The 25,878-nt window shown below is 66.5% G+C and carries 30 protein-coding genes and 1 tRNA gene; 11 read left to right on the forward strand and 20 right to left on the reverse strand.

Annotated features, from left to right (window positions below):
• Positions 1 to 46: 46 nt before the first annotated feature.
• On the forward strand, positions 47 to 463 hold the full coding sequence (locus RT567_RS01745; protein ID WP_313573904.1) for an MliC family protein: 417 nt from the start codon (positions 47 to 49) through the stop codon (positions 461 to 463).
• On the opposite strand, the gene RT567_RS01750 is transcribed toward RT567_RS01745, so the two are convergent.
• The 3 genes from RT567_RS01750 to RT567_RS01760 are packed head-to-tail and all read right to left on the reverse strand — an operon-like array spanning position 460 to position 2,716.
• A complete protein-coding gene (locus RT567_RS01750; protein ID WP_313573906.1) occupies positions 460 to 1,047 on the reverse strand; it encodes a GNAT family protein in 588 nt (195 codons plus the stop codon). The two genes, RT567_RS01745 and RT567_RS01750, sit on opposite strands and share 4 nt — an antisense overlap.
• Entirely contained in the window at positions 1,044 to 2,150 is a 1,107-nt protein-coding gene (aroB, locus tag RT567_RS01755; protein WP_313573908.1) for a 3-dehydroquinate synthase, read from the reverse strand. Before aroB ends, RT567_RS01750 begins: the two co-directional genes overlap by 4 nt.
• The gene (locus tag RT567_RS01760) at positions 2,147 to 2,716 is read right to left on the reverse strand and encodes a shikimate kinase (RefSeq protein WP_313573909.1); all 570 of its coding nucleotides are present in this window, start codon (positions 2,714 to 2,716) and stop codon (positions 2,147 to 2,149) included. Before RT567_RS01760 ends, aroB begins: the two co-directional genes overlap by 4 nt.
• Before the next feature lie 68 nt (positions 2,717 to 2,784).
• Between RT567_RS01760 and RT567_RS01765 the strand changes: the two genes are divergently transcribed.
• The 4 genes from RT567_RS01765 (at position 2,785) to RT567_RS01780 (ending at position 5,871) form a co-directional block, all read left to right on the forward strand.
• Entirely contained in the window at positions 2,785 to 3,687 is a 903-nt protein-coding gene (locus RT567_RS01765) for a site-specific tyrosine recombinase XerD (protein ID WP_313573911.1), read from the forward strand.
• A gap of 85 nt (positions 3,688 to 3,772) precedes the next feature.
• Positions 3,773 to 4,723, forward strand: a complete 951-nt coding sequence (locus tag RT567_RS01770; protein WP_313573913.1) for an acetyl-CoA carboxylase carboxyltransferase subunit alpha — start codon at positions 3,773 to 3,775, stop codon at positions 4,721 to 4,723.
• A gap of 96 nt (positions 4,724 to 4,819) precedes the next feature.
• Positions 4,820 to 5,395, forward strand: a complete 576-nt coding sequence (locus RT567_RS01775; protein ID WP_313573915.1) for a response regulator — start codon at positions 4,820 to 4,822, stop codon at positions 5,393 to 5,395.
• Positions 5,392 to 5,871, forward strand: coding sequence for a chemotaxis protein CheE (locus RT567_RS01780; protein ID WP_313573917.1), 480 nt, complete (start codon positions 5,392 to 5,394; stop codon positions 5,869 to 5,871). Before RT567_RS01775 ends, RT567_RS01780 begins: the two co-directional genes overlap by 4 nt.
• Here the strand turns inward: RT567_RS01780 and RT567_RS01785 are convergent.
• From RT567_RS01785 to RT567_RS01810, 6 genes are all read right to left on the reverse strand, one after another.
• The gene (locus RT567_RS01785) at positions 5,868 to 7,748 is read right to left on the reverse strand and encodes an ABC transporter ATP-binding protein/permease (protein ID WP_313573948.1); all 1,881 of its coding nucleotides are present in this window, start codon (positions 7,746 to 7,748) and stop codon (positions 5,868 to 5,870) included. The two genes, RT567_RS01780 and RT567_RS01785, sit on opposite strands and share 4 nt — an antisense overlap.
• Positions 7,749 to 7,798: 50 nt before the next feature.
• Complete coding sequence (locus RT567_RS01790) at positions 7,799 to 8,815, reverse strand: beta-eliminating lyase-related protein (protein WP_313573918.1); 1,017 nt, start codon at positions 8,813 to 8,815, stop codon at positions 7,799 to 7,801.
• 3 nt (positions 8,816 to 8,818) lie between these two features.
• A complete protein-coding gene (locus RT567_RS01795) occupies positions 8,819 to 9,793 on the reverse strand; it encodes a mechanosensitive ion channel family protein (protein ID WP_313573920.1) in 975 nt (324 codons plus the stop codon).
• A gap of 50 nt (positions 9,794 to 9,843) precedes the next feature.
• Complete coding sequence (locus RT567_RS01800; RefSeq protein ID WP_313573922.1) at positions 9,844 to 11,541, reverse strand: cisplatin damage response ATP-dependent DNA ligase; 1,698 nt, start codon at positions 11,539 to 11,541, stop codon at positions 9,844 to 9,846.
• 76 nt (positions 11,542 to 11,617) lie between these two features.
• Entirely contained in the window at positions 11,618 to 13,411 is a 1,794-nt protein-coding gene (locus tag RT567_RS01805) for an ATP-binding protein (RefSeq protein ID WP_313573924.1), read from the reverse strand.
• Between the two features lie 146 nt (positions 13,412 to 13,557).
• On the reverse strand, positions 13,558 to 13,857 hold the full coding sequence (locus RT567_RS01810) for a BolA family protein (RefSeq protein ID WP_313573925.1): 300 nt from the start codon (positions 13,855 to 13,857) through the stop codon (positions 13,558 to 13,560).
• A gap of 44 nt (positions 13,858 to 13,901) precedes the next feature.
• Between RT567_RS01810 and RT567_RS01815 the strand changes: the two genes are divergently transcribed.
• Positions 13,902 to 14,576: a J domain-containing protein gene (locus tag RT567_RS01815; RefSeq protein WP_313573927.1), complete on the forward strand. Its 675-nt coding sequence runs from the start codon at positions 13,902 to 13,904 to the stop codon at positions 14,574 to 14,576.
• On the opposite strand, the gene RT567_RS01820 is transcribed toward RT567_RS01815, so the two are convergent.
• Positions 14,536 to 14,808: a hypothetical protein gene (locus tag RT567_RS01820; RefSeq protein ID WP_313573928.1), complete on the reverse strand. Its 273-nt coding sequence runs from the start codon at positions 14,806 to 14,808 to the stop codon at positions 14,536 to 14,538. The two genes, RT567_RS01815 and RT567_RS01820, sit on opposite strands and share 41 nt — an antisense overlap.
• 142 nt (positions 14,809 to 14,950) lie before the next feature.
• Here RT567_RS01820 and RT567_RS01825 point away from each other — a divergent pair, with 142 nt between their 5' ends.
• Positions 14,951 to 15,379: an organic hydroperoxide resistance protein gene (locus tag RT567_RS01825; RefSeq protein ID WP_292060442.1), complete on the forward strand. Its 429-nt coding sequence runs from the start codon at positions 14,951 to 14,953 to the stop codon at positions 15,377 to 15,379.
• A 75-nt stretch (positions 15,380 to 15,454) separates the two neighbouring features.
• The gene (gene cobS / locus RT567_RS01830) at positions 15,455 to 16,465 is read left to right on the forward strand and encodes a cobaltochelatase subunit CobS (protein ID WP_200165349.1); all 1,011 of its coding nucleotides are present in this window, start codon (positions 15,455 to 15,457) and stop codon (positions 16,463 to 16,465) included.
• 61 nt (positions 16,466 to 16,526) lie between these two features.
• Here the strand turns inward: cobS and RT567_RS01835 are convergent, their stop codons facing one another.
• Positions 16,527 to 17,582, reverse strand: a complete 1,056-nt coding sequence (locus tag RT567_RS01835; protein WP_313573930.1) for a COX15/CtaA family protein — start codon at positions 17,580 to 17,582, stop codon at positions 16,527 to 16,529.
• Between the two features lie 141 nt (positions 17,583 to 17,723).
• On the opposite strand from RT567_RS01835, the gene RT567_RS01840 reads away from it, so the two are divergent.
• Both RT567_RS01840 and RT567_RS01845 read left to right on the forward strand, forming a co-directional pair.
• Positions 17,724 to 17,975, forward strand: coding sequence for a transglycosylase (locus tag RT567_RS01840; protein ID WP_313573932.1), 252 nt, complete (start codon positions 17,724 to 17,726; stop codon positions 17,973 to 17,975).
• Positions 17,975 to 18,190 (forward strand): DUF2842 domain-containing protein, encoded by a 216-nt coding sequence (locus RT567_RS01845; RefSeq protein ID WP_087141424.1) that lies wholly within the window; start codon positions 17,975 to 17,977, stop codon positions 18,188 to 18,190. The genes RT567_RS01840 and RT567_RS01845 overlap by 1 nt, the downstream gene beginning before the upstream one ends.
• 65 nt (positions 18,191 to 18,255) lie before the next feature.
• Here RT567_RS01845 and RT567_RS01850 read toward each other — a convergent pair.
• The 7 genes from RT567_RS01850 to RT567_RS01880 all read right to left on the reverse strand — a co-directional run bounded on the left by RT567_RS01850 (position 18,256) and on the right by RT567_RS01880 (position 22,407).
• A tRNA-Pro gene (locus RT567_RS01850) sits at positions 18,256 to 18,332 on the reverse strand.
• Positions 18,333 to 18,404: 72 nt separating this feature from the next.
• Entirely contained in the window at positions 18,405 to 18,821 is a 417-nt protein-coding gene (locus RT567_RS01855) for a MerR family transcriptional regulator (RefSeq protein WP_313573935.1), read from the reverse strand.
• Between the two features lie 5 nt (positions 18,822 to 18,826).
• Positions 18,827 to 19,135, reverse strand: a complete 309-nt coding sequence (locus RT567_RS01860; RefSeq protein WP_369822381.1) for an integration host factor subunit alpha — start codon at positions 19,133 to 19,135, stop codon at positions 18,827 to 18,829.
• A 74-nt stretch (positions 19,136 to 19,209) separates the two neighbouring features.
• Positions 19,210 to 20,187, reverse strand: coding sequence for a beta-ketoacyl-ACP synthase III (locus RT567_RS01865; protein ID WP_313573937.1), 978 nt, complete (start codon positions 20,185 to 20,187; stop codon positions 19,210 to 19,212).
• Complete coding sequence (gene plsX / locus RT567_RS01870) at positions 20,184 to 21,254, reverse strand: phosphate acyltransferase PlsX (RefSeq protein ID WP_313573939.1); 1,071 nt, start codon at positions 21,252 to 21,254, stop codon at positions 20,184 to 20,186. The genes RT567_RS01865 and plsX overlap by 4 nt, the downstream gene beginning before the upstream one ends.
• 101 nt (positions 21,255 to 21,355) lie before the next feature.
• Positions 21,356 to 21,883, reverse strand: coding sequence for a DUF177 domain-containing protein (locus tag RT567_RS01875; RefSeq protein WP_313573941.1), 528 nt, complete (start codon positions 21,881 to 21,883; stop codon positions 21,356 to 21,358).
• A complete protein-coding gene (locus RT567_RS01880; protein ID WP_313573942.1) occupies positions 21,880 to 22,407 on the reverse strand; it encodes a ubiquinol-cytochrome C chaperone family protein in 528 nt (175 codons plus the stop codon). Before RT567_RS01880 ends, RT567_RS01875 begins: the two co-directional genes overlap by 4 nt.
• A gap of 89 nt (positions 22,408 to 22,496) precedes the next feature.
• Here RT567_RS01880 and bamE point away from each other — a divergent pair, with 89 nt between their 5' ends.
• Positions 22,497 to 22,976 (forward strand): outer membrane protein assembly factor BamE, encoded by a 480-nt coding sequence (gene bamE, locus RT567_RS01885; RefSeq protein ID WP_313573944.1) that lies wholly within the window; start codon positions 22,497 to 22,499, stop codon positions 22,974 to 22,976.
• Positions 22,977 to 23,142: 166 nt separating this feature from the next.
• Here the strand turns inward: bamE and RT567_RS01890 are convergent, their stop codons facing one another.
• Entirely contained in the window at positions 23,143 to 25,293 is a 2,151-nt protein-coding gene (locus RT567_RS01890) for a sodium-translocating pyrophosphatase (protein ID WP_087141417.1), read from the reverse strand.
• Positions 25,294 to 25,467: 174 nt separating this feature from the next.
• Positions 25,468 to 25,878, reverse strand: a 411-nt coding sequence (locus RT567_RS01895) for a hypothetical protein (RefSeq protein ID WP_313573946.1), incomplete at its 5' end; no start/stop codon positions are given.

Below are 25,878 nucleotides of genomic sequence, written 5' to 3' on the forward strand. Positions count from 1 at the left end.
GACGCCGGGCGTTGAGCCTCCAAGCTTGACCTTGAGAGGGCCTCCATTGCCGACCCGTATCCTCTGGCCGACCGTCGCCGTCTCCGCCCTGGTTCTATTGTCTGCCTGCGGCCAGGAGCCGCGCGAGGCTCCGATTGACGGCGACGCGGTGCGCGAACGCGCCGTCGAGGCCCAGACCGCGCGCCGCCGCACCGGCGCCGAGCTTCAGGACCGCGCCCTGAACCGCGTCGTCCACGCCGTCTATCTGTGCAACAACTCCGAGCGCCTGTCCGTCGACTTCGACAACCCGCGCCAGATGGCCACCGTGCGCAATTCCAATGGCGAGGCCGTGGATCTGTTTCAGGAACGCGCCGCCGACGGCATCTGGTATCGCGCCTCGGGTTATGAACTGCGCGGCAAAGGCGTCATGGCCACCTGGACCGCCGCCGACCGCGAACCCACCGAATGCCGGGCCGTCGACTAGGCGAAGGCCGCCAACCGTTCGTCCAGCCGTCGCCGCACCTCGGGCCAGTCCTCGTCCAGAATGGCGAACTGCGCCGTATCTCGCGCCCGACCGGTCCAGGTCGTCTTATGCTTCCGCAGCACTCCCTCATGGGTCGCGCCCAGCTTACGGATAGCGGCCTGGCTGGCCGCGTTCAGGGCGTCCGTGATGATCTCGACCCGGATCGCTCCGTTGGTGAAGGCGTAGTCCAGCAACAGACGCTTGCACGCCGGGTTGATCGCCCCGCCTCGCGCCTCAGGCCGATAGAAGGTCGAACCGATCTCGCAACGCCGATGCTCCGGCTTGATCTCATAGAGACTGGTAGTCCCGACGACCGCGCCGTCGCTGCGCCGCCGCACGGCGTAGGCGATGCGCGAACCCACCGTCATCGCCTTCAGCGCCGCGCTCCACCAATCGTCGAAATGCGGGCCATAGGCGGCGGCGACCATGCCGCCCCAGGCGTCCGCGTCGCAGTCCAGCGCCGCCCTCACCTCGTCCTTTAACGCCTCGGCGAACGGCTCAAGCCGCACGAAGGCGTCTTCAAGGACGACAGGCGACAGCTTCACGCCGCGCCTTCCTCGATCAGGAAGGCCCGCACCGTCTCGGCGTCCACGTCCTTGTCCGTGAAAGCGTCGCCCACGGCCCGCGCCAGGATCAGGGTCAGACGCCCGCCCTCGGCCTTCTTGTCCCCCGCCATGCGCGCGATCAGGGCGTCGGCCGCGAAGGCGTGGGCCACATCCGACAGTCGCGTCGGCAGGCCCGCTGCACGAATCCCCGCCTCGGCGCGCTCGGCCTCAGCCGCCGGGCACAGCCCCTGCCGCGCTGAATAGCGGAAGGCCATGGCGCAGCCCAGCGCCACCGCCTCGCCGTGGGTCAGGGTCTCGTCGAACGCCAGCTCTGCTTCCAGCGCGTGACCGAAGGTGTGGCCCAGGTTCAGCAGGGCGCGACGGCCCGCCTCCTTCTCGTCCTCGCCGACGATCTGGGCTTTGATCTCGACCGAGCGGATCACGGCCCGTTCCAGCGCATCCGGGTCGCCCTGCGCCCCGGCAGCCCCCTCGCAGCCCAGCCAGTCGAAGAAGGCCGCGTCGCAGATCAGCCCGTGCTTCAGCACCTCGGCCCAGCCCGAACGCACCTGCCGCACCGGCAGGGTGGCCAGGGCTTCGATGTCCGCCAGCACCCGGCGCGGTTGATGGAAGGCGCCGATCAGGTTCTTGCCGCGCGGGGTGTCGATCGCCGTCTTGCCGCCGACCGAGGAATCCACCTGAGCCAGCAGGGTGGTCGGAATTTGCACGAAGTCGACGCCGCGCATGAACAGGGCCGCCGCCAGGCCGGCCAGGTCGCCGACCACGCCGCCGCCCAGGGCGACGACCAGGCTCTTGCGATCCAGTCCCTCGGCCAGAAGCCGGTCCAGCACCGCCTCAAGCTGTTCGAACGACTTGGACGCCTCGCCCGCCGGAACGGTGACGATCCCCGTCGCCAGGCCGGCCGCCGCCAGCGAGGCGCGCACCGTCTCGCCGTGGATCGCCGCGACCGTGTCGTCGCTGACGATGAAGGCGCGCGTGGGATTCAACGCGGCGACCTCGGCTCCCGCCGTCTTCAGCAGACCGCGCCCGACGACGACCTCATAGGGGGCGAAGGCGCCGCCTGCGACCGGGATCATCGTCGTCATCGCTTGGTCTCCTGCCGCCCGAACCGGCGCAACTGTTTCAGGATGGCCTCGACCGCCTGGGCGTGGGAGCCGCCGCCCACGTCGACCGTCAGATCAGCCTCGCCGTAGATGGGATAACGCGCCTTGGCCAAATCGCTCAACGCGGTCAGAGGGTCGCGATTGCGCAGCAAGGGTCGCGTATCGCGGCGCCCCACCCGTTCAGCGATCACCTTGAGGTCCGCGCGCATCCAGATGCTGACGGCGTGCCGCTTCATCAGGGTGCGCGTCTCCGGATTGAGCATCGCCCCGCCCCCGGTCGCCAGCACGATCGGCGGCCCTTCCAGCAGGCGCTTCATCACCCGCGCCTCGCCGGCCCGAAACTCGACTTCGCCGCGCGTAGCGAAGATTTCGCTGACGGTCATGCCCGCCGCTTCCTCGATCACATGATCGCCGTCGGCGAACGGCAAGCCCAATCGGGCCGCCAGGCGTCGCCCCACAGTCGATTTCCCGACGCCCATCAGCCCCACCAAGGCTATGGTGCGGACCGAAGACAACGGGAAGGAATCAGGCGAGGCGTCGGAAGGCATGGTCCGTACACCCTCTACACCAGACGCCGCCCGGCTCCACACCCAGAAGCGATGACCTGACGCCCAGCATGACCCCGCAGATCGAAGCCTTTCTGGAGATGATGGCGGTGGAGCGCGACGCCTCGCCCCACACCCTGTCAGCCTATGGCCGCGATCTGGCGGATGCAGAGACATGGCTGGGCGACGCCGGCGGCCTGATGAGCGCGCCGCAAGAGGCGCTGGAAGCCTGGTTCGCTGATCTGTCGCGACGCGGACTGTCCGCCGCCACGGCCGCGCGGCGGCGCGCCTCGGTGCGGCAGTTCTATCGCTTCGCCCTGGGCGAGGGCTGGCGAACCGACGATCCTTCGCGCCGCCTTGACGCGCCCAAGCAGGGCCGCAGCCTGCCCAAGACCCTCAGCCGCGACGAGATCGAGGCCCTGCTGACCGCCGCGGGCGCCGCCGACAGTACGGCGGGCCTGCGCCTGATCGCCCTGGTCGAGATGGCCTACGCCTCGGGCCTGCGCGTGTCGGAGCTGCTGGCGCTCAAGGTCGAGGCCGTGCGCCGAGATCCCGCCTATCTGATCGTGCGCGGCAAGGGCGGCAAGGAGCGTCTGGCGCCCCTGAATACCGCCGCGCGCGAGGCGATCATGGCCTGGCTAAGCGCCCGCGACGCCGCCAGAAAGCCGAACACGCCCGACAGCGCCTGGCTGTTCCCCTCGTACGGCAAGAGCGGCCATCTGACGCCTCGCCGCTTCGCCCAGCTTCTGGATCAGGCGGCCCTGGCGGCCAACATCGACCCGGCCCGCGTCAGCCCCCACGTCCTGCGCCACGCCTTCGCCACCCACCTGCTGGAAGGCGGCGCCGACCTGCGTGTGGTGCAGACCCTCCTGGGCCACGCCGACATCTCGACCACCCAGATCTACACCCACGTCGCCACCGACCGCCTGTCCCAAGTGGTCCACGCCAACCATCCCCTGGCGAAAGACGACTGAACCCGCGCTTGCTCCGAGGCGTTCCGCGCTCTAGGTTCCGCCGCCTTCCGTAGCGCCAAGCGCGCTTCTTCCTCACGGACGCCTTATGGCCACGCACTATCTCGAATTCGAAAAGCCGATCGCCGAACTGGACGCCAAGATCGCCGAGCTGTCGCTGCTGGCGCCGACCAGCGGATCGTTCGAGACCGAGATCGCCGCCCTGCGCAAGAAGGCTGACGCCATGCGCACCAAGGCCTACGCCAACCTGGACCCGTGGATGCGCACCCAGGTCGCGCGCCACCCTCAGCGTCCGCACTTCGTCGATTACGTCGACGGCCTGTTCACCGACTTCGTGGAACTGCACGGTGATCGTCAGTTCGGCGACGACCAGGCCATCATCGGCGGCCTGGCTCGATTCCGCGGCCAACCGGTCGTGGTCATGGGCCACGAAAAGGGTCACGACACCCAGACCCGCATCACCCACAATTTCGGCATGGCCCGCCCCGAGGGCTATCGTAAGGCCGTCCGTCTGATGGACATGGCCGAGCAGTTCGGCCTGCCGGTCCTGACCTTCGTCGACACTGCCGGCGCCTATCCGGGCCTGGGCGCAGAAGAGCGCGGCCAGGCCGAAGCCATCGCTCGCTCGACCGAGCGCGGCCTGACTTTGGGCGTCCCCTCCATCGCCACGGTGACGGGCGAAGGCGGTTCGGGCGGAGCCATCGCCATCGCCGCCGCCAGCCGCGTGCTGATGCTGGAGCACTCCATCTACTCGGTCATCTCGCCGGAAGGCGCAGCGGGCATTCTCTGGCGCGACGGCACGCGCGCCAAGGACGCGGCCAATGCGATGAAGATCACCGCGCCGGACCTGATCGAGCTGAAGATCGTTGATCGCGTGATCCCCGAGCCCCTGGGCGGCGCCCACGCCGATCGCGAAAAGGCCATGCAGAACGTCGGCCAGGTTCTGGAAGAAGAACTGAAGGTCTTGTCGGGCCTGTCGGCCGAGCAGCTGAAGAAACAGCGCGCCGACCGCTTCTACGCCATCGGCCGCCTGGGCTGATCAGGAGCTGATCGCGATTGCGCGGCGTCGCAACGCCGCCGAAGCTGACGTCATGCGATTCGTTCTGTTTTCCTCCGCTCGCATCGGCAGGCCCCCATGCGCAGCATGAACGGGGTCGGCGAATCCCTGCGCGAAAGCGCGGTGTTCAACTTCGACGGCGCGGTGACGATGGTCATCGACGATTCGCCCTTTTCGCTGGAGCTGACCGCCCAGGCCCTGCTCGGCTTCGGCATGAAGGTGCGCCACGCCTGCGAGAGCGCGGCCGAGGCCATCTCCATCCTGCAGACTCATCCGATCGACCTGATCCTGGTCGACTGCGAAATGCCGGGCATGAGCGGATATGAATTCGTGCGCTGGCTACGTCGCTCGGGGCTGGAGCCCAACGCCTATACGCCCGTCATCATGACCGCCGCCCACGTGCGCCGTTCCAAGGTGTCCGACGCGCGCGACTGCGGCGCCAACTTCCTGATCACCAAGCCGTTCAGCGCGGGCGTGCTGCTGGAACGCATCGTCTGGGTGTCGCGAGACAATCGCCCCTTCCTGGAGGTCGGCGACTATTTCGGCCCCGACCGGCGTTTCCGCAGCGAACCCTGGCCCGGCCTAGAGCGCCGCGCCGAGGAGCGGCGCAAGACAGCCTTTGAAAAAGAACGCAGGGCGGCGGTGGAGCTATGACAGTCATCACGCACAATCGCCGCCGCAGCCGCCTGTCGACCCTGGTCGATCAGCCCGGCGGCGTCAGCGTCGGCGTCGCCTTGAACCAGGCCCGCGCCAATCTGGCCGGGTTGGAAGCCCGCAGCCGGGAGATCATTCAGGAACAGGTCACGGCCCTGGCGGCCCTGCCCGCTCCGACCGGCGTCGACGAAACCACTCTGGACAAGGCCTATGCCCACGCCAGCGCCGTGATCGACGCCGCCGGGCCGTTTGAACTCAACGACCTGTGCGCCGCCGCGGCCAATCTGTGCGACCTGATCGACGCCGCGCCCGAGGGCCAAGCTTTTGACTGGCGCGTCGTCACGGTCCACGCCCAGGCCCTGCGCCTGTTGCTGACCCTGCCGTCCGAAGCCGCCGACGCCCGCGCCAAGGTGCTGGAAAGCCTCAAGGACGTGCTCAAGGCCAAGGTTCCCAGCGCCGGAGAGCCCGAAGCCTAACCGGCCGGCGTCTTGGCCCCGCGCGTCTGTTTGCGCCACAGGGCCGCGTATTCTCCGCCCTGACGCGCCACCAGCTCATGATGGGCGCCGCGCTCGACGATGCGGCCTGCCTTCAGCACCAGGATCTGATCGGCGTCGGCGACGGTCGACAGACGGTGCGCCACCACCAGGGTCGTGCGGCCGGTCCGCGCCTTGCGCAGCGTCTTCTGGATCGCCGCTTCGGTTCGGCTGTCGAGCGCGCTGGTCGCTTCGTCCAAAATCAGGATGCAGGGGTCGGCCAACAGAGCGCGGGCGATGCCCACCCGCTGACGCTCGCCACCTGACAGCTTCAGACCCCGCTCGCCGACGCGCGTGTCCATGCCTTCGGGCAGATTGCGGATGAAGTCCGCCAATTCCGCAGCCTCGGCCGCAGCCCAGACAGCCGCCTCGTCCGCATCAGGTCGTGCAAAGGCGATATTGGCGGCAATGGTGTCGTTGAACAGGGCCACGTCCTGCGGCACCAAGGCCACGGCCGCCCGCAGCGACGCCTGTGTCACGCTACGCGCGTCCCGGCCGTCGATCAGCACCGCGCCTTCCTGTGGGTCGAGCAATCGCAAGGCCAGCTTGACGATGGTGGACTTGCCTGCTCCCGACGGTCCGACCAGGGCGGTCGTAGTCCCCGCCGGCGTGACGAAGCTGACGTCGTCCAGCCCTGCCGCCCGAGCGTCGTGACGGAAGCCGACATGGTCAAACACGACCTCGGCGCCTCGCCCGCTTTCGGGGCGCGGCAGATCGATCGCATCAGGCGCGTCCGCCACCTGCGGCGCCTGACGCGTCACCTTAAGCATCTCCTCCATGTCGATGAAAGATTGGCGGATTTCGCGATACGCAAAGCCCAGAATGTTCAGCGGCGCATAAAGCGAGATCATGATCAGCACAGCCGCCGTCACATCGCCCGGCCCCATGCGCCCAGCCGCCGCCTCGAACCCGGCCATGACGGCCATGATCCCCAGGCCGACGTTCATGATCAGGCCCTGGATCAGGTTCAAGGTCGCCAGCGAGGTGTTCGCCTTCAGCGACGCCTTCGCATAGGTCGCCAGAGACGCCTCATAGGCCTGCGCCGCCCGGCCCTCGGCGCCGAAAGACTTGACGGTTTCGTAGTTCAGCAGGGCGTCAACCGACAGGCCCGCCGCTTCGCTGTCGGCCGCATTCATGGCGCGCCGATGCTCCAGCCGCCAGTTGGCCATGGCGAAGGTCGTGACCGCATAGACCAGCACCACGGCCACCGCCACGGCGCCGAACCGCCAGTCATATTTGCCGCCCAGCACCGCCGCCGCCAGCGCCAACTCCAGCACGGTCGGCCCCAGGTTGAACATCAGGATACGCAGCAGGAAGTCGACCGCGCGCGAGCCCCGGTCCATCACCCGCGACAGGGCGCCGGAGCGCTTGGTCTGGTGGAAGTCCAACGACAGGCTGAGGGCGTGGGCGAAGGTTTCGGCCGCCGTCTTGCGCTGAGCCGCCGCCCGCACGGGGGCGAAGACCACATCCGACAACTGCGGCGTCGCCGCCGACAGAAAACGCACCAGGGCCCAGCCCACGGCGAAGGCGGCGAAGCCCAGCCCCACCGATGCCGCTGGTCCCTGATCCGCCGCCAGATGGTTGACCGCCGCGCCCAGAACCAGCGGCGCCAGCACGCCCAGCCCCTTGCCCGCCAGCGTCAGCAAGATCGCCCCCGCCACGCGCCACGGCAGTTGCGGCGCGCCCGAACGGGCCACCACGCCGATCAGGTTCTTCAGCGCCTCTAGCGTCGGCGGCGCGTCCTGTAGCGCAGGGTCTGTCCCGGCGTTCAGGGCCTTGTTTGCGACGTCGCCGCGCCGTCCCGAGCGTTCACCGCGCATCTTCACGTCCCGCCGCCATCATGCCTCCGAGGCGGAACACGCCCGCCACGTCAATCCAGGCTCGCCACGGCGTCGATCAAGGCGTCAACCGACGCCTCGTCTGTCGCCCAGGAACAGACGAACCGCACCGAGCCATCGTCGAATTGATAGCAGGCCCAGCCCGCCGCGTTCAGCGCCTGATGCGCCTCGTCCGGCATGCGAACGAACACGGTATTCGATTCCACCGGATGGGCCAGGACGAAAGGCGTTTTCGCCTCAATCCCGTCGGCCAGGCGCTGGGCCATCAGATTGGCGTGAGCCGCGCCCGATAACCAGTCGCCCGATTCCAGCAATCCCAGCATCGGCGCGGTCAGCAACCGGCCCTTGGACGCCGTCTGTCCTGCCTGCTTCAGCCGATTGTCGATGCGCCGGGTCAACGTCTTGTCGAAGATCACCAGGGCCTCGACGCAGTGCGCGCCCGCCTTGGCCCCGCCAAACGACAGCACATCGACGCCCAGACGCGGAATGTCCTTGGGATCAAAGCCCGCCGCCACGGCGTTGGCCAGTCGCGCGCCATCCATATGCACGCCCAGACCCGCCCGCTTGGACGGCTCGATCAGATGGCGCAATTCCTCCTCGGAATAGACGACGCCGTATTCTGTCGCCTGGGTCAGGCTGAGCGCCGCCGCAGGCTGACGATGCCCCACCACCGGCTCTTCCAGAGCGGCGTAAAGCGCGGCCACATCGACCTTGCCCGAATAGCCCGGCAGGCCGATCAGGCCGACGCCCTGGCCGAAGAAGCCGGGCGCGCCGGTCTCGTCCGTGCAGACATGGGCCGCATGGTGCGCCAGCACCGCCTCATAAGGCCGCGCCAGCATCGACAGGCCGATGGCGTTGGCCGCCGTGCCGCTGAAGACGAAGCGCACCTCGGCGTCCGCATCCAGCGTCTGGCGGATCAGGTCTGCGGCGCGCGCCGAAGTCTCATCTGCGCCATAGGCCCGCGCGAACCCCGTGTTGGCGGCGACCAGGGCCTGAAGCGCCGAAGGCGCCATGCCCGTCGTGTTGTCGGAACCGAAATCAAAACGCACGGCTCATTCTCCCCCTTGGTCCGAGGCCTCGCCCTGAACCGCACCATCCTGGATCGGGGCCATGACGACCCGCGCGAACTTGGCGTCCTTCGCCGGCACCTCGACCTGGTGCGGGAAGGGAATTTCGATACCGGCTTCGTCCAGAGCTTCCTTGCCGGCCTGCATCAGATCAGCCTGGGTCTGCCACCAGTCGGTGTTGTTCACCCAGGCGTGCAGGGTGATCTCGACCGCGCTGTCCAGCAGCGCCGTCACCCCAGTCCAGGTCGCTGGATCCTTCAGCACCTTGTCGTGAAGCCGCGCGACCGCCGCCAGCACATCGCGCGCCTCCTTCAGGTTCTCGCCATAGCCGACGGTGAACTTGATCTCGATCCGGCGCGTCCGCTGCCCCGTCAGATTGATGATGACGTCGCTCAGCACCTTGGAGTTCGGAATGACGATCTTGTGGTTGTTGGCGTTCGACAGCTGGGTGGTGAACAGGTCCAGCTTCTGCACCGTGCCCGAAGCGCCGCCCACGTCGATGACCTCGCCCACGCGATAGGGGCGCAGGACCAGCAACATCACCCCCGCCGCCACGTTCGACAGCGTCCCTTGCAGCGCCAGGCCGACAGCAAGGGAAGCCGCGCCCAGAACGGCGATGATGGAAGTTGTCTGCACGCCCAGGCGCTGCAGCACCGCGATCATGCCGACGATGATGACCACCACCCGCACGATCTGAACCATGAAGGCCAGCACCGTCGGGTCGCGCCGAACCGCCTTGGTGCGGCCCAGCAACTTGCGCGCGGCGCTCGACGCCCAACGCGCTGCGATCAGCGTCAGGGCGAAGATGATCGCCGCGACCGTCAAGTTGATGGCGAAATCGCCCAACATATCCATGGCCTTCGCCAGGATGGCGGCGTCGACGGTCAACTTCTGCTCGCCAGCGGCCACCACCTGAGCCAGGGGCTCAGCGAGGACGACAGGGGTTTGCAGGAAATTCATGAGCATGAGCCGGGTCTAACGCCTGTGCAGCCGATTGGAAGCCCCGCCGGTCAAGCTTTTTCGCCGGCGTTTACCCGCCCGCCGCCGCGCTCGATGGCGTCCAGCAGGCCCAGAACGGACTGGAGGGTGTCGGCCTCGCGCGCCAGCTTGTCCCAGCGGATGCGGCTGACGCGAGGAAAGCGCATGGCCACGCCCGACTTATGGCGCGTAGAGCGTTGTAATCCCTCGAAGGCGATCTCTAGCACCAGGCCGAAATCGCGCTCGGCGCGAACGGCGCGGACGGGGCCAAAGCGATCCGTCGTATGGTCGCGCACGAATTTGTCGATCTGCTTCAACTCTTCGTCGGTGAAGCCGAAATAGGCCTTGCCGACGGGCGCCAGCGCCCCCTCCTCCGTCCAGACGCCGAACGTGTAGTCAGAATAGTAGCCGGAGCGCTTCCCGTGCCCGCGCTGGGCGTACATCAGCACAGCGTCGATGACATGCGGGTCGCGTTTCCACTTGAACCAGGGGCCTTTGGGACGGCCCGCCACGTACAGGCTGTCGCGACGCTTCAGCATCAACCCTTCGGCCGCAGCGCCCACAGGCGGATCGGCGCGCAAGGCCGCCAGTTCATCCCAGTCCGCATACTCCAGCAGCGGCGACAGGCCCAACCGCTCGCCTCCACTCCCTGCCGCCAGTCTCTCCAACCGCATCCGCCGCTCAGTCAGGGGCAGGTTGCGCAGATCCGCCGTCCCCTCGGCCAGAAGATCATAAGCCAGGATGCCCGCCGGATAGTCCTGCATCAGTCTGGCGCTTGCCGTCTTGCGGTTCAGCCGCTGTTGCAGGTCGCCGAACGGCGCCACCACCCCGTCGCAGATCACCAGAAGCTCGCCGTCCACCGCTCCCTCGAAGTCCAGGCCCGCCGCCACATCGGGAAAGGCGGCTGAAATCTCATCGCCCGTGCGGGAATAGAGGCGCGTCTCCCCACCCTCGCGCACCGCCTGGACGCGAATGCCGTCCCACTTCCATTCAGCGACGAAATCGGCCGGGTCCAGGCGCGGCAGGTCCAGCCCCTCGTCCAGAGCTGTGGCCAGCATGACGGGACGAAACCGACCGGGAGCATCCGCACGGGGTCGCTCAGCCCGCCCCTCCACCCAGGCGAACAAGTCCTCATAGGGCGGCCTCAGCGCGTGCCAGACTTCCTCGATGTCGCCGACCGTGATCGGCGTCAGGTTTTGTGTCGTCTCACGACCATCCGGGCTAGGTGGATCGATCACGGTCGCCGGACGCATCATGGCCACGGCCATACGCGCCAGGCGCGCCGACACCCCCACGCGCAAGCCACCCGTCACCAGTTTCAGTAAGGCCCAGCGCCCCTTGGGCTCAAGCGCATCCAGCCAGCCTTCGATCAAAGGCGGCGCTTCCGCGCGGTCGGCCCGCATCAGGGCGTCCACCACCTCGGCCAGTTCCGGTTCGCGATTGGCGCGATGCCTCGGATCGCGCGGCCAGATCAAGGCCGTCGTCTCGGCCAGATCGCCGACATAGTCGTAGGACCAGCCGAACAGCACCGGGTCGACCCGCGCCTCGACCGCCTTGCGGATCATGGCCGGCTTGGCCGTGGCAAAGCTCAGATCCCCGGTCAGCGCAGCGAGCGCCCAACCGCGATCAGGGTCAGGCGTCGCCTTCAGATAGTCACGTAACAGGACCAGCTTCGCATTGCGCGAGGTCGTCAGCGAAAGGCGATCCAGCAGTTCGGCGAAAGGACGCAATCGGGCTCCAGCTCTTCAGGCGCCCCTGCACAACGGCGCAGAAGCCGCAGGTTTCCCTCGGCTTCTGTTCACTGGATCAAGCAGCCGCCGCCTCGTCGCCCGCTTGCTGCGCTGCGAGACGACGCAACGCGGTCCGCCCGCCTTGGGCGTGAACCATCAGGGCCGAAAGACTGCGAAAATCGATCGGTTTGTTCAGATAGGCGTCAGCGCCCGCCGCCAGGCCCGCCTCATGGTCTTCATTCCGCGCAGAGGCCGACAGGAAGATGATGGGCGTCTCGGCGTTGGCGCCACCGGCTTCGCGGATAAGGCGGGTTGCGGCTAGTCCGTCCATGACCGGCATGTTGACGTCCATGACGATCAGGTCGAACCGCTGGTCGCGAGCGGCGTCAACCGCCTCCTGCCCATTCTCAGCCATGCTGGAGCGTCGCCCCGTTGACGCCATCCAGGCTTCCAGGATCATGCGGTTGACGGGGTGATCCTCGACCACCAGCACTTCCATTCCGTCCCCCGCAACGACGTCGCCCTCCGCGACCATCGCCGTCTCGGCGGCGCGCCAGGCCACCACTTCGCCTTCGACCGTAAAGGTGAAGGTCGAACCTTCGCCCGGACAAGAGGTCACGGAAATCTCGCCGCCCATGATGTTGGCCAGGCGCCGCGAGATCGTCAGCCCCAGACCCGTCCCCCCGAACCGTCGCGTCGAGGAGGCGTCAACCTGGGTGAAGGGCTGGAACAGTTGATCCATGTCGTCTTCAGAAATACCCGAGCCGCTGTCGATCACCGCGAACTCGAAAACCACGCGGCGCTCTGAGACACGACGCCCGCGCGTCACGAACCGCACCGTGCCCTGGTCCGTGAACTTGACGGCGTTGGACAGAAGGTTCTGCACGACCTGGCAGACTCGCAAGGGATCGCCTCGCACCACGGCGGGGACGTCGCCTTCGAATTCGGCGATGAACTCAAGGCCCTTCGCCTCAGCCTGGGCCTCGAACGGGCCGACGATGCGGCGATGCAAATCCTCCAGATTCACGTCTACCGATTCAAAATTCATGCGGCCCGCCTCGATCTTGGTCATGTCGAGGATGTCGTTCAGCAGGCTCAGCAGATTGTCGCCCGAGTTGCGGATGATGGACAGATACTCGCGCTGCGCCCCTTCCAACCGGGTCGAGCTGAGCAGTTGCGCCGCGCCCAACACCCCGTTCATCGGCGTGCGCAGCTCATGAGAGATCACGCCGAGGAAGTTGGACTTCGCCTCATTGGCCGCATCGGCCCTGTCGCGGGCGGCTTCCAGTTCCTCGATCAGATGGGCCTGATGTTCCTGGAAGGCGCGGATCCGCTCTTCGCGCAGCATGGTCATGGTGACCAGAACGAACAGGCTGGCCGCCGTAAACGGAGCCAGGGTCACAAACGGCCAGAAGATGGGATCGCCGATCAGGCTGACCGCGATGATCGCCGCCGCGGCGCCATAGGGCGAGGAGATGAGGATGGCTTGTCGCGGCGAGTTTCGCAGTTGGGCGAACACCAGCACATAGCCGGACACCAAGAAGGCGATGGCCAGTTCTCGCCCGAACAGAGATTCCGAAAACCAGGCCAGCAGCGGCGCCACAGCCCAAACCGCGGTTGTGGCCGTCGCCACAGCGGGGAACACCAGGCCCCACCCGCTGCCCGCTCTTTGGCTAACGCGCTTTTCGACTTCGCCGCGCAGGGCGCCCGCCGCCAGTGTGGCGACGAACCAGAGCAGGCCGTGCGCCAGGCCGACCGTTGCGATCAAGCCCAGCGCCCAGCTGACGATGATGAGGTAGCGCAGATAGTGAGTCTGCAGGATGGCGGTCAGAGCCTGGGCCGCTTCGCCCGGCGCCTGCGCCCCTTCCATCCCCTTTGTGAACCCGTCAGATCCAACCATCGCGACGCCCCCGCCCGCTGCAAAATGCTTCGGGTGCGGACGCTAAGGCGAAAGGTTCTAAGACGATATGAATGCGGATAACTACGTAATCCGAATTTTTTACGCGCCTGGCCCCATCAAGATTGAGCCTCTTGCGGCGTCTGCGCCCGGATCGACAGCGCGTGAACCGGCCCGGCCAGCTCCGTCTTCAGCACAGCGTTGACGGCCCGTTGGCGCGCCACGCGGTTCTGCCCCGAAAAAGCGTCCGAGACGATGGTCAGCTGAAAATGACTCTCGCCGCCGTCGCGAGCGTCGATTCCGCCCTCATGGTGATGACCGGCGTGTTTCCAGCTGTCGTCCTCCAGGTCCAGACGCACAGGGGCGAAGGCCGCCGTCAGTTTTTCGCGCATAACCGTCGCGATCGGGCCGTCAGACATGGGAACTCCTTGAAGCTGTCCAATTCGGCCTTACACTTCGGAGGATGTCTGCGTCTTTTCAATACAAGCCTCGCTTCACCGACATTCGGGTGAAGCCGCCGCGTCCCGACGAGGAACAGGAACCGGCGGAGGATGTGCTGCGCCTCAAGCCCGGCGAGAAACCCTGCGACTGGGCCGACTGCACGCGCCCTGCCACGGCGCGCGCGCCGAAGTCACGTGAGCAGTTGAACGAGTTCTACAACTTCTGCCAGGTGCACGCAGGCCAGTACAACAAGAGCTGGAACTTCTACGCCGGCATGAACGAGGGCCAGATTCGCGCCGCTCAGGAAAACGAGGCCATGACCGGCGGCCGCCCCACCTGGCAAATGAAGGCAGGCCCGCAGACGCGCGAGGCCGCCGCTTTCGCGGCGAAGTTCGGCACAGCCAACAATTCAGGCGCCGGCTCGTGGCGTGACAGCTTCGGCCTGTTCGGGCGCAGGGTGAACGCTGACGCCCCTGTGCAGAACGACCCCCATCATGCGATGGGACGCCTTGAACGCACCGCCCTGGCTGATCTGGGCCTGGAGCCGGGCGCCGACAAGGCGGCCATCAAGGCGCGCTACCACGAGATGCTCAAGCGCTTTCACCCCGACACCAACGGCGGCGATCGCGGCGCGGAAGCCAAGCTTCAGAGCGTAATCAAGGCCTGGAAAACCTTGAAAAAGGCCGGGCACGCCTGAGCGAGCGCAACAGACCGCCTTCACCCGGCAAGGCGTCGACACGGGTCATGCTCTGACCGGCGGCCGAGGAATCCCAGATTTCTGCAAAGACCTCGGCCCCGGACTCGTCCAGCATCATACGCTGGGTTTCCTGGATCGCCTCGGTGAAGCTGTCGGCCTCCAAGGGGAACATCTGAGGCGTCCTTCCGGGCGCATCATAAACGTAGCAAAAATATTGCGTGTGCGTTTCCATGTCCCTCTCCCCCGACGGGAGCGATGCCTAATTGTTAACACCCCCTTGCCGAATTTACGAATCACAGAACCGTTGTTTCTGACAGGCGTTGCCTCTGCATCATCCCCCATTCATCCCCAGCCTGGGGATAAGGAGTACACAGATGGAAGTCTTGTATCGCGCCCATGCCACAGCCTCTGGCGGAGGCCGCGACGAAGGCCGATCGGCCACTGACGACGGCAAGATCGACGTTCGCCTGTCCGTTCCGACCGAAATGGGCGGCAAGGGCGGCGACGGGACCAATCCCGAACAGCTTTTCGCCACGGGCTACGCCGCCTGCTACCTGGGCGCCCTGCGGCTGGTCTCGGGCAAGGCGGGCACGCCGGTCGGCCCGGACACCAAGGTTTCGGCCGGGATCGGCTTCGGCAAGAACACCCGCGGCGAAGGCTTCAATCTCGACGTGACCCTGCGGGTGGCGGACCATGGGCTAGATCGTGCGGTGATCGACGATCTGATCCAGAAGGCGCATCAGGTCTGCCCCTATTCCAACGCCACGCGCGGCAACGTCGATGTGGACCTGTCGGCGGAATAATCCGACCGGCCTAGGGCGAATAAATCATCCGGCCCCTCGCGCGTGTTGAGCCGCGCGCGTGAGGGCGCTAGGTGGATGGTCATGACCTCTCCGCTCGACGCCTCCCCCGATCCGCTCGTCATCCTTGAACCGCACCGCAAGGTCACGCTGAAGGAAGCGTTCGGCATCGACTCCGACATGGTCGTGCCCGCCTTCGAGACGCGCGACAGCCACGTGCCCGAGATCGACGAATCCTATCGCTTCGATCCCCAGACGACGCTCGCCATCTGCGCGGGCTTCGCCTACGACCGCCGCGTGATGGTTCAGGGCTATCACGGCACCGGCAAGTCGACCCACATCGAACAGGTCGCTGCGCGCCTGAACTGGCCGATGGTGCGCGTGAACCTGGACGCCCACGTCAGCCGGATCGACCTGATCGGCAAGGACGCCATCGTCCTGAAAGAAGGCAAGCAGATCACCGAGTTCCGCGAGGGCATCCTGCCGTGGTCGCTTCAGCGCCCGGTCGCCCTGGTGTTCGACGAATATGATGCGGGCCGCCCGGACGTCATGTTCGTCATCCAGCGCGTGCTCGAGGCGCAAGGCCGCCTGACCCTGCTGGACCAGAACCGCGTCATCCGCCCCAACAAGTGGTTCCGCCTGTTCGCCACCTCGAACACGGTCGGCCTTGGCGACACGACGGGCCTTTATCACGGCGCCCAGCAGATCAACCAGGCGCAGTTGGACCGCTGGAACATCGTCACCACGCTGAACTATCTCGACCACGACGTGGAAGCCGAGATCGTCGCCGCCAAGGTGCCCGAGTGGAACGACGCCGAGGGCAAGCGCCGCATCGCCGCCATGGTCCGCGTCGCCGACATGACCCGCAACGCCTTCATGAACGGCGACATCTCGACCGTCATGTCGCCCCGCACGGTCATCACCTGGGCTCAGAACGCCATCATCTTCGGCGGCGACGTGGCTCTGAGCTTCCGCCTGACCTTCCTGAACAAGTGTGACGAACTGGAACGGCCGACCATCGCCGAATTCTATCAGCGCGCCTTCGGTGAAGACCTGCCGGAATCCGCCACGCGGGTGAAGATCGGCTAGAGGGTTCCCCCTCGCGCAATTGAGAAGGCCGCCTTCCAGATCCGGAAGGCGGCCTTTTTTCTTAGCGCAGACCCGAGACGAACAGTCTCGGCCGTGAACGCCGCACCAACCACAGATTGACCGTAGCCGTCGCGAGCACCAGCGCCGCCACAGCCTGGTGCAACACGCCGAGCGTGACCGGCACCGCATGGATCAGCGTCAAGACGCCCAGCCCCGCCTGCAGCCACAGCGCGCCCGCCAGAACCAGGGCCGAAGCGCCCAGCCCCTCGCCCAGGCGCCCGCGCAGGGCCTGAACCGCATAGAAGGTGCCCGCGAACAGCAGCACATAGGCGCCGATCCGGTGATTCAACTGCACCAGTCCCTGATCGTGCAGGAAGGTCAGCGCCCCCTGCCCCCACTCGACCGGAGGGAACAGGGCGCCGTTCATCATCGGCCAGTCAGTATAGATCATGCCCGCCTTGGCTCCGGCCACCAGACCGCCGAGCAGGCACTGGAAGAAGACAGCGCCCAACAACAGGCCCGCGCCCCAGCTCCAGCCGCGCGGCGCGCGTGTGAAGTCCGAGCCGGACCAGGCCTCAAGCCCCGTCCAGATCAGTCCCGCAAAGATCAGGAAGGCCAGGCCCAGGTGGGTCGTCAGCCGTTCCGGCGCCACATCGATGCGCTCAGCCAGGCCGCTGGACACCATCCACCAGCCGATCAGCCCCTGCAGGCCGCCCAGGGCCAACAGGATCGCACAGCGCCCGATCAGACGGCGCGGGATGGCGCGGAAGGCCAGGAACAGGACGAAGGGCACGGCGAAGACCACGCCGATCAGACGACCCAGCAGACGGTGCGCCCATTCCCACCAGAAGATGTACTGGAACTCCGCCATGCTCATGCCGGCGTTGACTTCGACGTACTGGGGGATGGCCTTGTACTTGTCGAACGCCTCGACCCAGTCGGCGTGGTTCATCGGCGGCAAGGCGCCCATGATGGGCTTCCATTCCGTGATCGACAGGCCCGAGCCGGTCAGTCGCGTCGCGCCCCCAACCACCACCATGGCGAACACCAAGGTCGCGCAGAAAAACAGCCACAGCGCCACCGCGCGGCTGTGGTCCAATTCACCAATACGCTTCATTCGACGCCTGCCGTTCGCCCCGATATGCTTGCCGCCTCTTTCGCGGGCGGCGGAACCGAGGGATATGCCCCTCCCGCGAGGCAAGATCGAGTCGGTTTCTACGCCAAAGCGTCGCACAACATTCAAGGGGAGCGCCAAGCGGTGCAATATGTCGAGATCGTCATCGCCCTGGCTGGGGCCCTGGGCCTGGCCTGGATCGCCGACCTGCTGACGGGCCGTCGCGGCCTGGGCGGGACCGTTCTGGTCGCCCTGGTCAGCGGCGCCTGTGGCGCCTTCCTGGCCGTGCGGGTGTTCGCCGTGGCCACCCTGGCCGACTGGGAGTGGCTGCCCTGGGCCTTTGCGGCCGTCGTTCTGGGCCTGGTCGCCTTCTTCCTGTTCCGGAGCAAGCGCTGATGCCGCCTCGCGCTCGCCGTTTCGTCGCCACCCTGGCCGTCGTCTTCTTCCTAGCCTTCTGGGTGTGGGGCGCCGTGACCCTGCATGACCATCTGCCGGACGCCTGGTGGATCGACCTGATCTTCTTCGCCGTGGCGGGGATCGGCTGGGGCGTGCCCCTCATTCCCCTGCTGCGCTGGGCCGAGCGCGAGCCCGACGACAAGACCAAGGCCTGAACAGCAGAACGGCCGGTGAGGTTTCCCTCACCGGCCGTTTCAGCCTGCTGATACCCCTCAGCAAATGGTCGGAGCGACAGGATTCGAACCTGCGACCCCTTGACCCCCAGTCAAGTGCGCTACCAGGCTGCGCCACGCTCCGAAGGCGCTCCCTATAGACGGCGGTTCGGTGCTCCGCAAACCCTAAAACGCTCTATCGACAACAACTTCCGTCTTAGCGGCGCAGAACGGCCTCCAACCGTGCCTTGGCCGTCTCCAGTTCGCTCAACAGGGCCTCAAGAGGCGCCGACGCAACCGGAATCGCCGCGGCTTCCACCGTCGTTTCAACTCGATCACCCGAATCGATCTCAAGCGTCGCGGCCGGGTCCGCATAGGCCGTCAGGCGGGCCAGCCCCTGATCCTGCACCAGGCGTTGCACCCCGCGAATCGTCAGCCCCTCGTCGTGCAACAGCCGGCGCACGGCCTTCAGCACCATGACGTCGTCAGGGCGATAGAAACGACGACCGCCCGCCCGCTTCACCGGAGCGATGAAGTCGAGCTTGGTCTCCCAGAACCTCAGCACATGCTGGGGGGCGCCGACTTCGTCGGCCGCTTCAGAAATGGTGCGGAAGGCTTTGGGGCTTTTGGCCAAGGATCTCAGGTCTCGACGACGGCGTCATGCACCCGGCTCTTCATGATCTGGGAAGCGCGGAAGCTGATAACGCGGCGGGGGTTGATAGCGGCGGGTTCGCCGGTCTTGGGGTTGCGGCCCATGCGAGCGCGCTTCTCACGGACCTGGAAGACGCCGAAGCCCGACAGCTTGACCGTCTCGCCCTGCTCCAGAGAGTCGACGATCAGATCCAGCGTGCGCTCGACCAGTCCGGAGCATTCCTGCCGGGACAACCCGACCTCTTCGTGGACCGCTTCGCACAAATCCGCACGGGTAAGCGTCTGATGTCCGGCCACTTGCATCTCCCCGCAATCAATTGGCGGGGCATTGAAGGGCAAAACGGCCGGAAATCAAAGTCCTCAATGCAAATCTAGAATCGGAAGGCGCACGCGCCCCACGTCAGGCCGCCGCCCATGGCCTCGACCAGCACCAGATCGCCCTTCCTGATTCGCCCATCCTTGATAGCGACGTCCATCGCCAGGGGGATGGAGGCGGCCGAGGTGTTGGCGTGCATGGCCACGGTCGAGATGACCTTGTCCTCGTCCAGACCCAGCCGGTCGCCCACGCCCTTGATGATGCGCTGGTTGGCCTGGTGAGGCACGAACCAGTCGATCTCGGGGATGTCGACGCCCGCGACCTCGGCGGCGGCGGTGATGGCTTCGGCGATGTTCACCACAGCGTGGCGGAAGACCTGATTGCCCAGCATCCGCAGATGACCAACCGTGCCGGTCGTGGCCGGGCCGCCGTCGACATAGAGCATGTCGGCCTTGGCGCCCTCGCAGCGCAGGGCGAAGCCCAGCACGCCGCGATCGTCCTTGCTCCCCTGCCCTTCGCCCGGCTCAAGCACAAAGGCCCCGGCGCCGTCGCCAAACAGGACGCAGGTCGTGCGATCCGTCCAGTCCATCAGCCGGGTCATTTCCTCGGCGCCGATGACCAGGGCGCATTTGGCCTGACCGCGCGCAACGAAGCCGTCGGCCACGCTCATGGCGTAGACGAAGCCCGAGCAGACCGCCTGAACGTCGAAGGCGATGCCCACCGGCGCGCCCAGCTTGCGCTGGACGATAGCGGCCGTCGCGGGGAAGGTCTGGTCCGGCGTGGTGGTGGCGACGATGATCAGATCGACGTCGGCCGCCGTCTTGCCGGCGTCAGCCAGGGCGCGTTCGGCGGCCTTGACCGCCAGGTCGCTGGTCGGTTCGTCGTCGCGCGCCTTGTGGCGCTGGCGGATGCCGGTGCGCTCGATGATCCACTCGTCGGAGGTGTCGACGATCTTGGCCAGATCGGCGTTGGTGACCACCTGCTCGGGCAGGAAGGAACCGACCCCGGTGACGACGCTGCGGATGACGCTCACTGTTCGGTCTCTCCCATGACGGCGGGCGCGGGTTCGTCCATCGCGGCCGCCAGACGCGCGAAATTGGCGCTGACCTTGGTCAGATAGTCACTGCGGGCCAGTTCGACAGCCACACGAATGGCGTTTGCATAACCCTCGGCCGTGGCGCCGCCGTGGCTTTTCACGACGATGCCGTTCAGACCCAGCAAGGGTCCGCCGTTGACGCTGCTGGGGTCGATGCGACGCGCCATCTTCTTCAGCGCAGGCATGGCGATCAGCGCGCCCAGCTTGGCCAGCGGCCCAGAGGTCAGCGCTTCTTTCAGCAGGTCCGAGATGAAGCGGGCCGTACCTTCGGCCGTCTTCAGAGCGATATTGCCGGTGAAGCCGTCCGTCACCACCACGTCCACCGTCCCGGCGGCGATATCGTGCCCTTCGACAAAGCCGGTATAGTTCACGGGCACGGCGTCAGTGCGCAGCACGGCGTGGGCCTCGCGCACTTCTTCGTGGCCCTTCATCTCTTCGGAGCCGACGTTCAGCAGGCCAACGGTCGGCCGCTCGATCCCATGCACCGCGGCCTGGAAGGCCTCGCCCATGATGGCGAACTCGACCAGTTGGCGTGCATCGCTGCCGATGTTGGCGCCCACGTCCAGAACGGCGGTGACGCCGCGCTTGGTCGGCCAGCTGGCGACGATGGCCGGACGCTCCAGCCCGTCGACCGCCATCCGCAGAACCAGTTTGGAGATCGCCATCAGGGCGCCGGTGTTGCCGGCGGACACAGCCCCCTGGGCCTCGCCTGTCTTGACCGCTTCGATCGCATTCCAAAGGCTGGAGCCCTTGCCCCGGCGCATGGCCTGGGCGGGCTTTTCGTCCATGGCCACGACCTTGTCGGTGTGCCGGACCTGGCAAAGATCGTCCGAGACGTGCAGGCGCGCCATCTCGGCGCGGATCGCCGTCTCGTCCCCATGCAGCAGGAAGCGGACGCCGTCGCCGCCATACAGCGAATAGTAAGCCTTCACGCCGCCGACCACGACGGAAGGACCGTGGTCGCCCCCCATGGCGTCGAGCGAGATCAATGTGGATGATGCCAAGTGGAAATCGACTCCGTCGCCGTCTTGTCGCGGCGCTTCAATGTTAGGGCGTGCGGACGCAAATGTCGCACCCCAGTGGATGCAACCGGGGCGCCCTTAGGTCAACTCTTGTCGGCGTCGTTCGGCTTCAAGGCCCGCAGCACGCCAAAAGGCGAGATCTCGCCCGGCTCGGGCGGCTGTTCGAACACCGCGCCGTCCTTGCGGGGATAGGGGTCCAGATGCAGGGCCAACTGCTCGACGGCGTACTGGCCCAGATCAATCTGGCCGTTCTCCACCATGTCGGGCGAATCGTCGTCCAACTCCAGGTCGATCTCGCCATCGTCCGACGGCGGCGTATCCACGGCCTCAACCAGGTTGACCTCGAACCGCTCGTCGACATGAACCGGCAGGGCCTCCAGCGTGAGCACGCAGGATTGAACGGCGTCAGCGACGACGCGCCCGGTCAGGCGCCAGCCCGAAACCGTCGCCGTCATCTCAAGATCCGCCTCAAAGCGGTCCAGCGACTTCAAGTTCAACGCGCGCGCAATGCGCTGGCGCGCCTCGGCGTCCGGCTCCAGACGCCGGGACAGGCTGGCCCCAATCTGATGCAGGCGGACAGGGTCGCTGTAAGGCAGGGCGGGAATCGTCATGCGACGATCATGGCCCAGTCCGGCGCCTTTTCCACGGCGGAAATCGGCTGACGGGCCAGACGCTCGTATGATTCCAGCGCATAGTGGGTCAGTTCGGCGCCGGCTGCGGGGTCTTCGCTCTCGAACACATTGCGTGCGATCGAGGCCTGGAAGCCGTCGTGATCGCCTTCGCGCAGCGCCTTCTCATAGGCGCTCATGCGGCCATAGAGGGCCTCGCCCAGCTTGCGCATCTTCTTGCCGACGGACACGTCGCCCACGCCCAGTTCGCGCAAGACGTTGTCGAGAGCCGAGACATAGGTATCGAACATTTTCTGAGCCAGATCGGCCCCGCGCTCGCCCTCGGCCTTGGTCCGCACAAACAGCAGAAGGACGTGCAGGGTGTAGAGCTCGAACCGCGCATCGATTCGATCCGCCACGCCCAGGCGGGCGTAAAAATCGGGCTGACGCGCCTGTTCCACCGCCAGGGCGTATAGGCCCTGCGCCTGGCGCTCTTGCGTCTGTCGTCTGAAGAGTGTCTTGAACATAGGTTTTACGGCCCCTTTTCCGCCGCGCCGTTGCACTAGGACGCAGCGACGGTTAGGTCAAAGACCTTGTTTCTAGAGGCCCATCGCCGATGCCCCGTTTTACGTCGCTCATCATCGCCGCCTCGCTCGCCGCCGCTGCAGGCGCCTGCGCCCCGGTTGTCGCCACTCAGGGCTTCCAGGCCGTGGACGCCAAGCCCCAGGACATCGAGGCGGGCGTCGACACCCGCGAGACCGTCCTGGCCAAGCTGGGCACGCCGTCGACCACCTCGACCTTCGAGACCGACAACGTCTGGTACTACCTGACCCAGACGACCCAGCGCTACACCTACAACAAGCCCGAAGTGTCGCAGCGGACGGTGACGGAAGTCACCTTCGCGGACGGCGGCGAAAAGGTCGCCAGCGTGCGGACCCTGGGCCTGGAAGACGGTCGCCAGATCGCCATGGAGCGTCGCGAGACCCCGACCCGCGGACGCCAGCTGACCATCCTCGAACAACTCCTCGGCAACGTCGGCCGCGGCCAACTGCCGCGCACCGAAGACGACGTGCCCGGCCAACGCCGCCCGGACTAAAGGCCCCTACAAACAGGCGCCCTCAAGTCGTGAACGACCGGGTCGCGAATGTAGGGCGCAAACAAGCCCTCAAGCCGCGAGCGACCGCGTCGCGAGCATAGGGCGCAAAAAAGATAACGCCCCGGAGATCGCTCTCCGGGGCGTTTTCAGTTTCAGCGAAGCGCGGTCAGACGATCTTGCCGCTCGCCAGCACCGCCAGCAGCAGAAGCGCGACGATGTTGGTGATCTTGATCATCGGGTTCACCGCCGGACCGGAGGTGTCCTTGTAAGGATCACCCACAGTGTCACCGGTGACGGCGGCCTTGTGCGCTTCGGAGCCCTTGCCGTGAACCACGCCGTTCTTGTCGGTGAAGCCTTCTTCGATCACCTTCTTGGCGTTGTCCCAGGCGCCGCCGCCCGAGGTCATGGAGATGGCGACGAACAGACCCGTCACGATCACACCCATCAGCATTGCCCCCAGAGCGGCGAAGGCGTTGGCCTTGTCCGGCTGGATGAACAGGATGACGACGAACAGGACGATCGGCGACAGCACCGGCAGCAGCGACGGCACGATCATCTCGCGAATGGCCGCGCTGGTCAGGATGTCGACCGCCCGCCCGTATTCCGGCTTGGTCTCGAACGTCATGATGCCGGGGTTCTCGCGGAACTGACGCCGCACCTCGGCCACGACAGCTTCGGCGGCGCGCCCCACGGCCGTCATCGCCAGCCCTCCGAACAGGAAGGGCAGCAAGCCGCCGAACAACAGCCCGACCACGACATAAGGGTTGGACAGATCAAACGCGACCGTCCCCAGACCGTAGAAGAAGCTGCCCGGCGCCGCCTCGGCCGCGAAGAACTTCAGATCCTCCACATAGGCGGCGAACAGGACCAGCGCCCCCAGCCCCGCCGAACCGATGGCATAGCCCTTGGTCACGGCCTTGGTGGTGTTGCCCACGGCGTCCAGCGCGTCGGTCGAGACACGGACCTCCGGCGGCAGGCCCGCCATCTCGGCGATGCCGCCTGCGTTGTCGGTGACGGGACCGAAGGCGTCCAGCGCCACGATCATCCCCGCCACGCCCAGCATGGTCGTGGTGGCGATGGCAATGCCGAACAGGCCCGCCAGCTGATAGGCTGCGACGATGCCGACGATGATGGTCAGGGCCGGAAGCGCCGTAGCCTCCAGCGACATGGCCAGCCCCTGAATGACGTTGGTGCCGTGGCCAGAGACCGAGGCGTTGGCCACCGACTTCACCGGCCGGAATCCTGTGCCGGTATAGTATTCGGTGATGACCACGATCGCCGCCGTCACCACCAGACCCACAGCCCCCGCCCAGAACAGGTTCATCGGCTGGATCAGCAGCCCGCCTGAGGTCTCGACCGCGCCCGGCAGCAGGGTGTTGATCACCCACCAGACGGCGACCAGAGACAGCAAGCCAGTCACGATCAACCCCTGATACAGGGCCCCCATGATGTTGCCGCTCTTGCCCAGGCGGACGAAGAAAGTGCCGATGATCGAGGTCACGATGCAGACGCCGCAGATCGCCAGCGGCAGCAGCATCAGCACATCCACATAGGGCTGGTTGCGGAAGAAGATGGCCGCCAGCACCATGGTCGCCACCGTCGTCACCGCATAGGTCTCGAACAGGTCGGCGGCCATGCCGGCGCAGTCGCCGACGTTGTCGCCCACATTGTCCGCGATGGTGGCGGCGTTGCGGGGATCGTCCTCAGGAATGCCCGCCTCGACCTTGCCCACCATGTCGCCGCCGACATCGGCCCCTTTGGTGAAGATGCCGCCGCCCAGTCGCGCGAAGATGGAGATCAGTGAGGCGCCGAATCCCAGCGCCACCAGGCCGTCGATGACCTCGCGGCTGGTCGAGGCGTGGCCCAGACCCTGCGTCATGAAGGCGTAATAGCCGGACACGCCCAGAAGCGCGCCGCCCGCCACGAACATGCCGGTGATGGCGCCCGAGCGGAAGGCCAGGTCCAGACCCTTGGACAGGCTCTGCGACGCGGCCTGGGCCGTGCGGACGTTGGCGCGCACGGAGATCAGCATCCCCGCATAGCCCGCCGCGCCGGACAGGACCGCGCCGATCAGGAAACCGAGCGCCGCCCAGGTTCCGATAAGAAAATAGGCCGCGACCAAGATCACGACCCCTACAATGCCAATCGTTGTGTACTGACGCTTCAGATAGGCGGATGCCCCTTCCTGGATCGCCGCGGCGATCTCACGCATCCGTTCATTACCACTGTCGGCCTTCATCAGGGCGGCGGTCTGAACGGCGCCGTAAAGCACCCCCAGAGCGCCGGCCGCGATGACCAGCCAAAGATATGACGTCATGGCGTTTCCAAGCCCTATGCAACTGGGCGCGCGGATCCATGGGCAGCGCTACGGGCGTTGTCGCCTCTCGGCCGCCTTCCGGTCCCCCCGTGCGCTTACGGACGCAAATTCACGCCCCTCGGGAATTGCGGCTAAATCGTGCCAAAAGCAGAGCCGTGGCGCAACAGCGCTCTTTTAGACGGCGCGAACGGTCGTGCGGCGGCGCGCGGCCTGGCTGACGACCTCGACGCGGGCGATCGCGCCCTTGCCGATCAGCGTATCGGCCGAGCGGATCAGGCTGGCGCTCAGGGCCTGGACGTTCAACTGGTTCCAGTCGTCGGCCAGGACGAAGGGCGTGCGGTGTCCGGCGCGAACCAGGGCGTCGCGCAGATAGGGCTCCTTGGCCTTCACCGCATCCAGGGCGTGGCCCTGGCCCAGGTGCAGCTTCAGCACCACGAAGATGTGGTTCCGAACCCGGCCGCCCACGATGATCGGCAGGCCCACGCCGGTCAGGTTGATGCTCGCCGGTTGGGCGGGCGTCTCCGCCGATGGCGAGGCTGCTGCGGCCGCCCCCGACAGGGCGGCGCCGGCGACGGCGAGGATCAG

This window comes from Brevundimonas sp., from assembly GCF_032107865.1.
Taxonomy (GTDB): Bacteria; Pseudomonadota; Alphaproteobacteria; order Caulobacterales; family Caulobacteraceae; genus Brevundimonas.

What these genes read in the sequence shown, in the direction of transcription:
- RT567_RS01760 (WP_313573909.1), bottom strand. Translation starts at nt 2,716, where the DNA reads ATGCCTTCCGACGCCTCGCCTGATTCCTTCCCGTTGTCTTCGGTCCGC.
- RT567_RS01785 (WP_313573948.1), bottom strand. Translation starts at nt 7,748, where the DNA reads ATGCGCGGTGAACGCTCGGGACGGCGCGGCGACGTCGCAAACAAGGCC.
- RT567_RS01805 (WP_313573924.1), bottom strand. Translation starts at nt 13,411, where the DNA reads ATGGAAGGGGCGCAGGCGCCGGGCGAAGCGGCCCAGGCTCTGACCGCC.
- RT567_RS01825 (WP_292060442.1), top strand. Translation starts at nt 14,951, where the DNA reads ATGGAAGTCTTGTATCGCGCCCATGCCACAGCCTCTGGCGGAGGCCGC.
- RT567_RS01795 (WP_313573920.1), bottom strand. Translation starts at nt 9,793, where the DNA reads ATGAATTTCCTGCAAACCCCTGTCGTCCTCGCTGAGCCCCTGGCTCAG.
- bamE (WP_313573944.1), top strand. Translation starts at nt 22,497, where the DNA reads ATGCCCCGTTTTACGTCGCTCATCATCGCCGCCTCGCTCGCCGCCGCT.
- RT567_RS01815 (WP_313573927.1), top strand. Translation starts at nt 13,902, where the DNA reads ATGTCTGCGTCTTTTCAATACAAGCCTCGCTTCACCGACATTCGGGTG.
- RT567_RS01765 (WP_313573911.1), top strand. Translation starts at nt 2,785, where the DNA reads ATGACCCCGCAGATCGAAGCCTTTCTGGAGATGATGGCGGTGGAGCGC.
- aroB (WP_313573908.1), bottom strand. Translation starts at nt 2,150, where the DNA reads ATGACGACGATGATCCCGGTCGCAGGCGGCGCCTTCGCCCCCTATGAG.
- RT567_RS01845 (WP_087141424.1), top strand. Translation starts at nt 17,975, where the DNA reads ATGCCGCCTCGCGCTCGCCGTTTCGTCGCCACCCTGGCCGTCGTCTTC.
- RT567_RS01875 (WP_313573941.1), bottom strand. Translation starts at nt 21,883, where the DNA reads ATGACGATTCCCGCCCTGCCTTACAGCGACCCTGTCCGCCTGCATCAG.
- RT567_RS01775 (WP_313573915.1), top strand. Translation starts at nt 4,820, where the DNA reads ATGCGCAGCATGAACGGGGTCGGCGAATCCCTGCGCGAAAGCGCGGTG.
- RT567_RS01835 (WP_313573930.1), bottom strand. Translation starts at nt 17,582, where the DNA reads ATGAAGCGTATTGGTGAATTGGACCACAGCCGCGCGGTGGCGCTGTGG.
- RT567_RS01880 (WP_313573942.1), bottom strand. Translation starts at nt 22,407, where the DNA reads ATGTTCAAGACACTCTTCAGACGACAGACGCAAGAGCGCCAGGCGCAG.
- RT567_RS01820 (WP_313573928.1), bottom strand. Translation starts at nt 14,808, where the DNA reads ATGGAAACGCACACGCAATATTTTTGCTACGTTTATGATGCGCCCGGA.
- cobS (WP_200165349.1), top strand. Translation starts at nt 15,455, where the DNA reads ATGGTCATGACCTCTCCGCTCGACGCCTCCCCCGATCCGCTCGTCATC.
- RT567_RS01780 (WP_313573917.1), top strand. Translation starts at nt 5,392, where the DNA reads ATGACAGTCATCACGCACAATCGCCGCCGCAGCCGCCTGTCGACCCTG.
- RT567_RS01770 (WP_313573913.1), top strand. Translation starts at nt 3,773, where the DNA reads ATGGCCACGCACTATCTCGAATTCGAAAAGCCGATCGCCGAACTGGAC.
- RT567_RS01810 (WP_313573925.1), bottom strand. Translation starts at nt 13,857, where the DNA reads ATGTCTGACGGCCCGATCGCGACGGTTATGCGCGAAAAACTGACGGCG.
- RT567_RS01890 (WP_087141417.1), bottom strand. Translation starts at nt 25,293, where the DNA reads ATGACGTCATATCTTTGGCTGGTCATCGCGGCCGGCGCTCTGGGGGTG.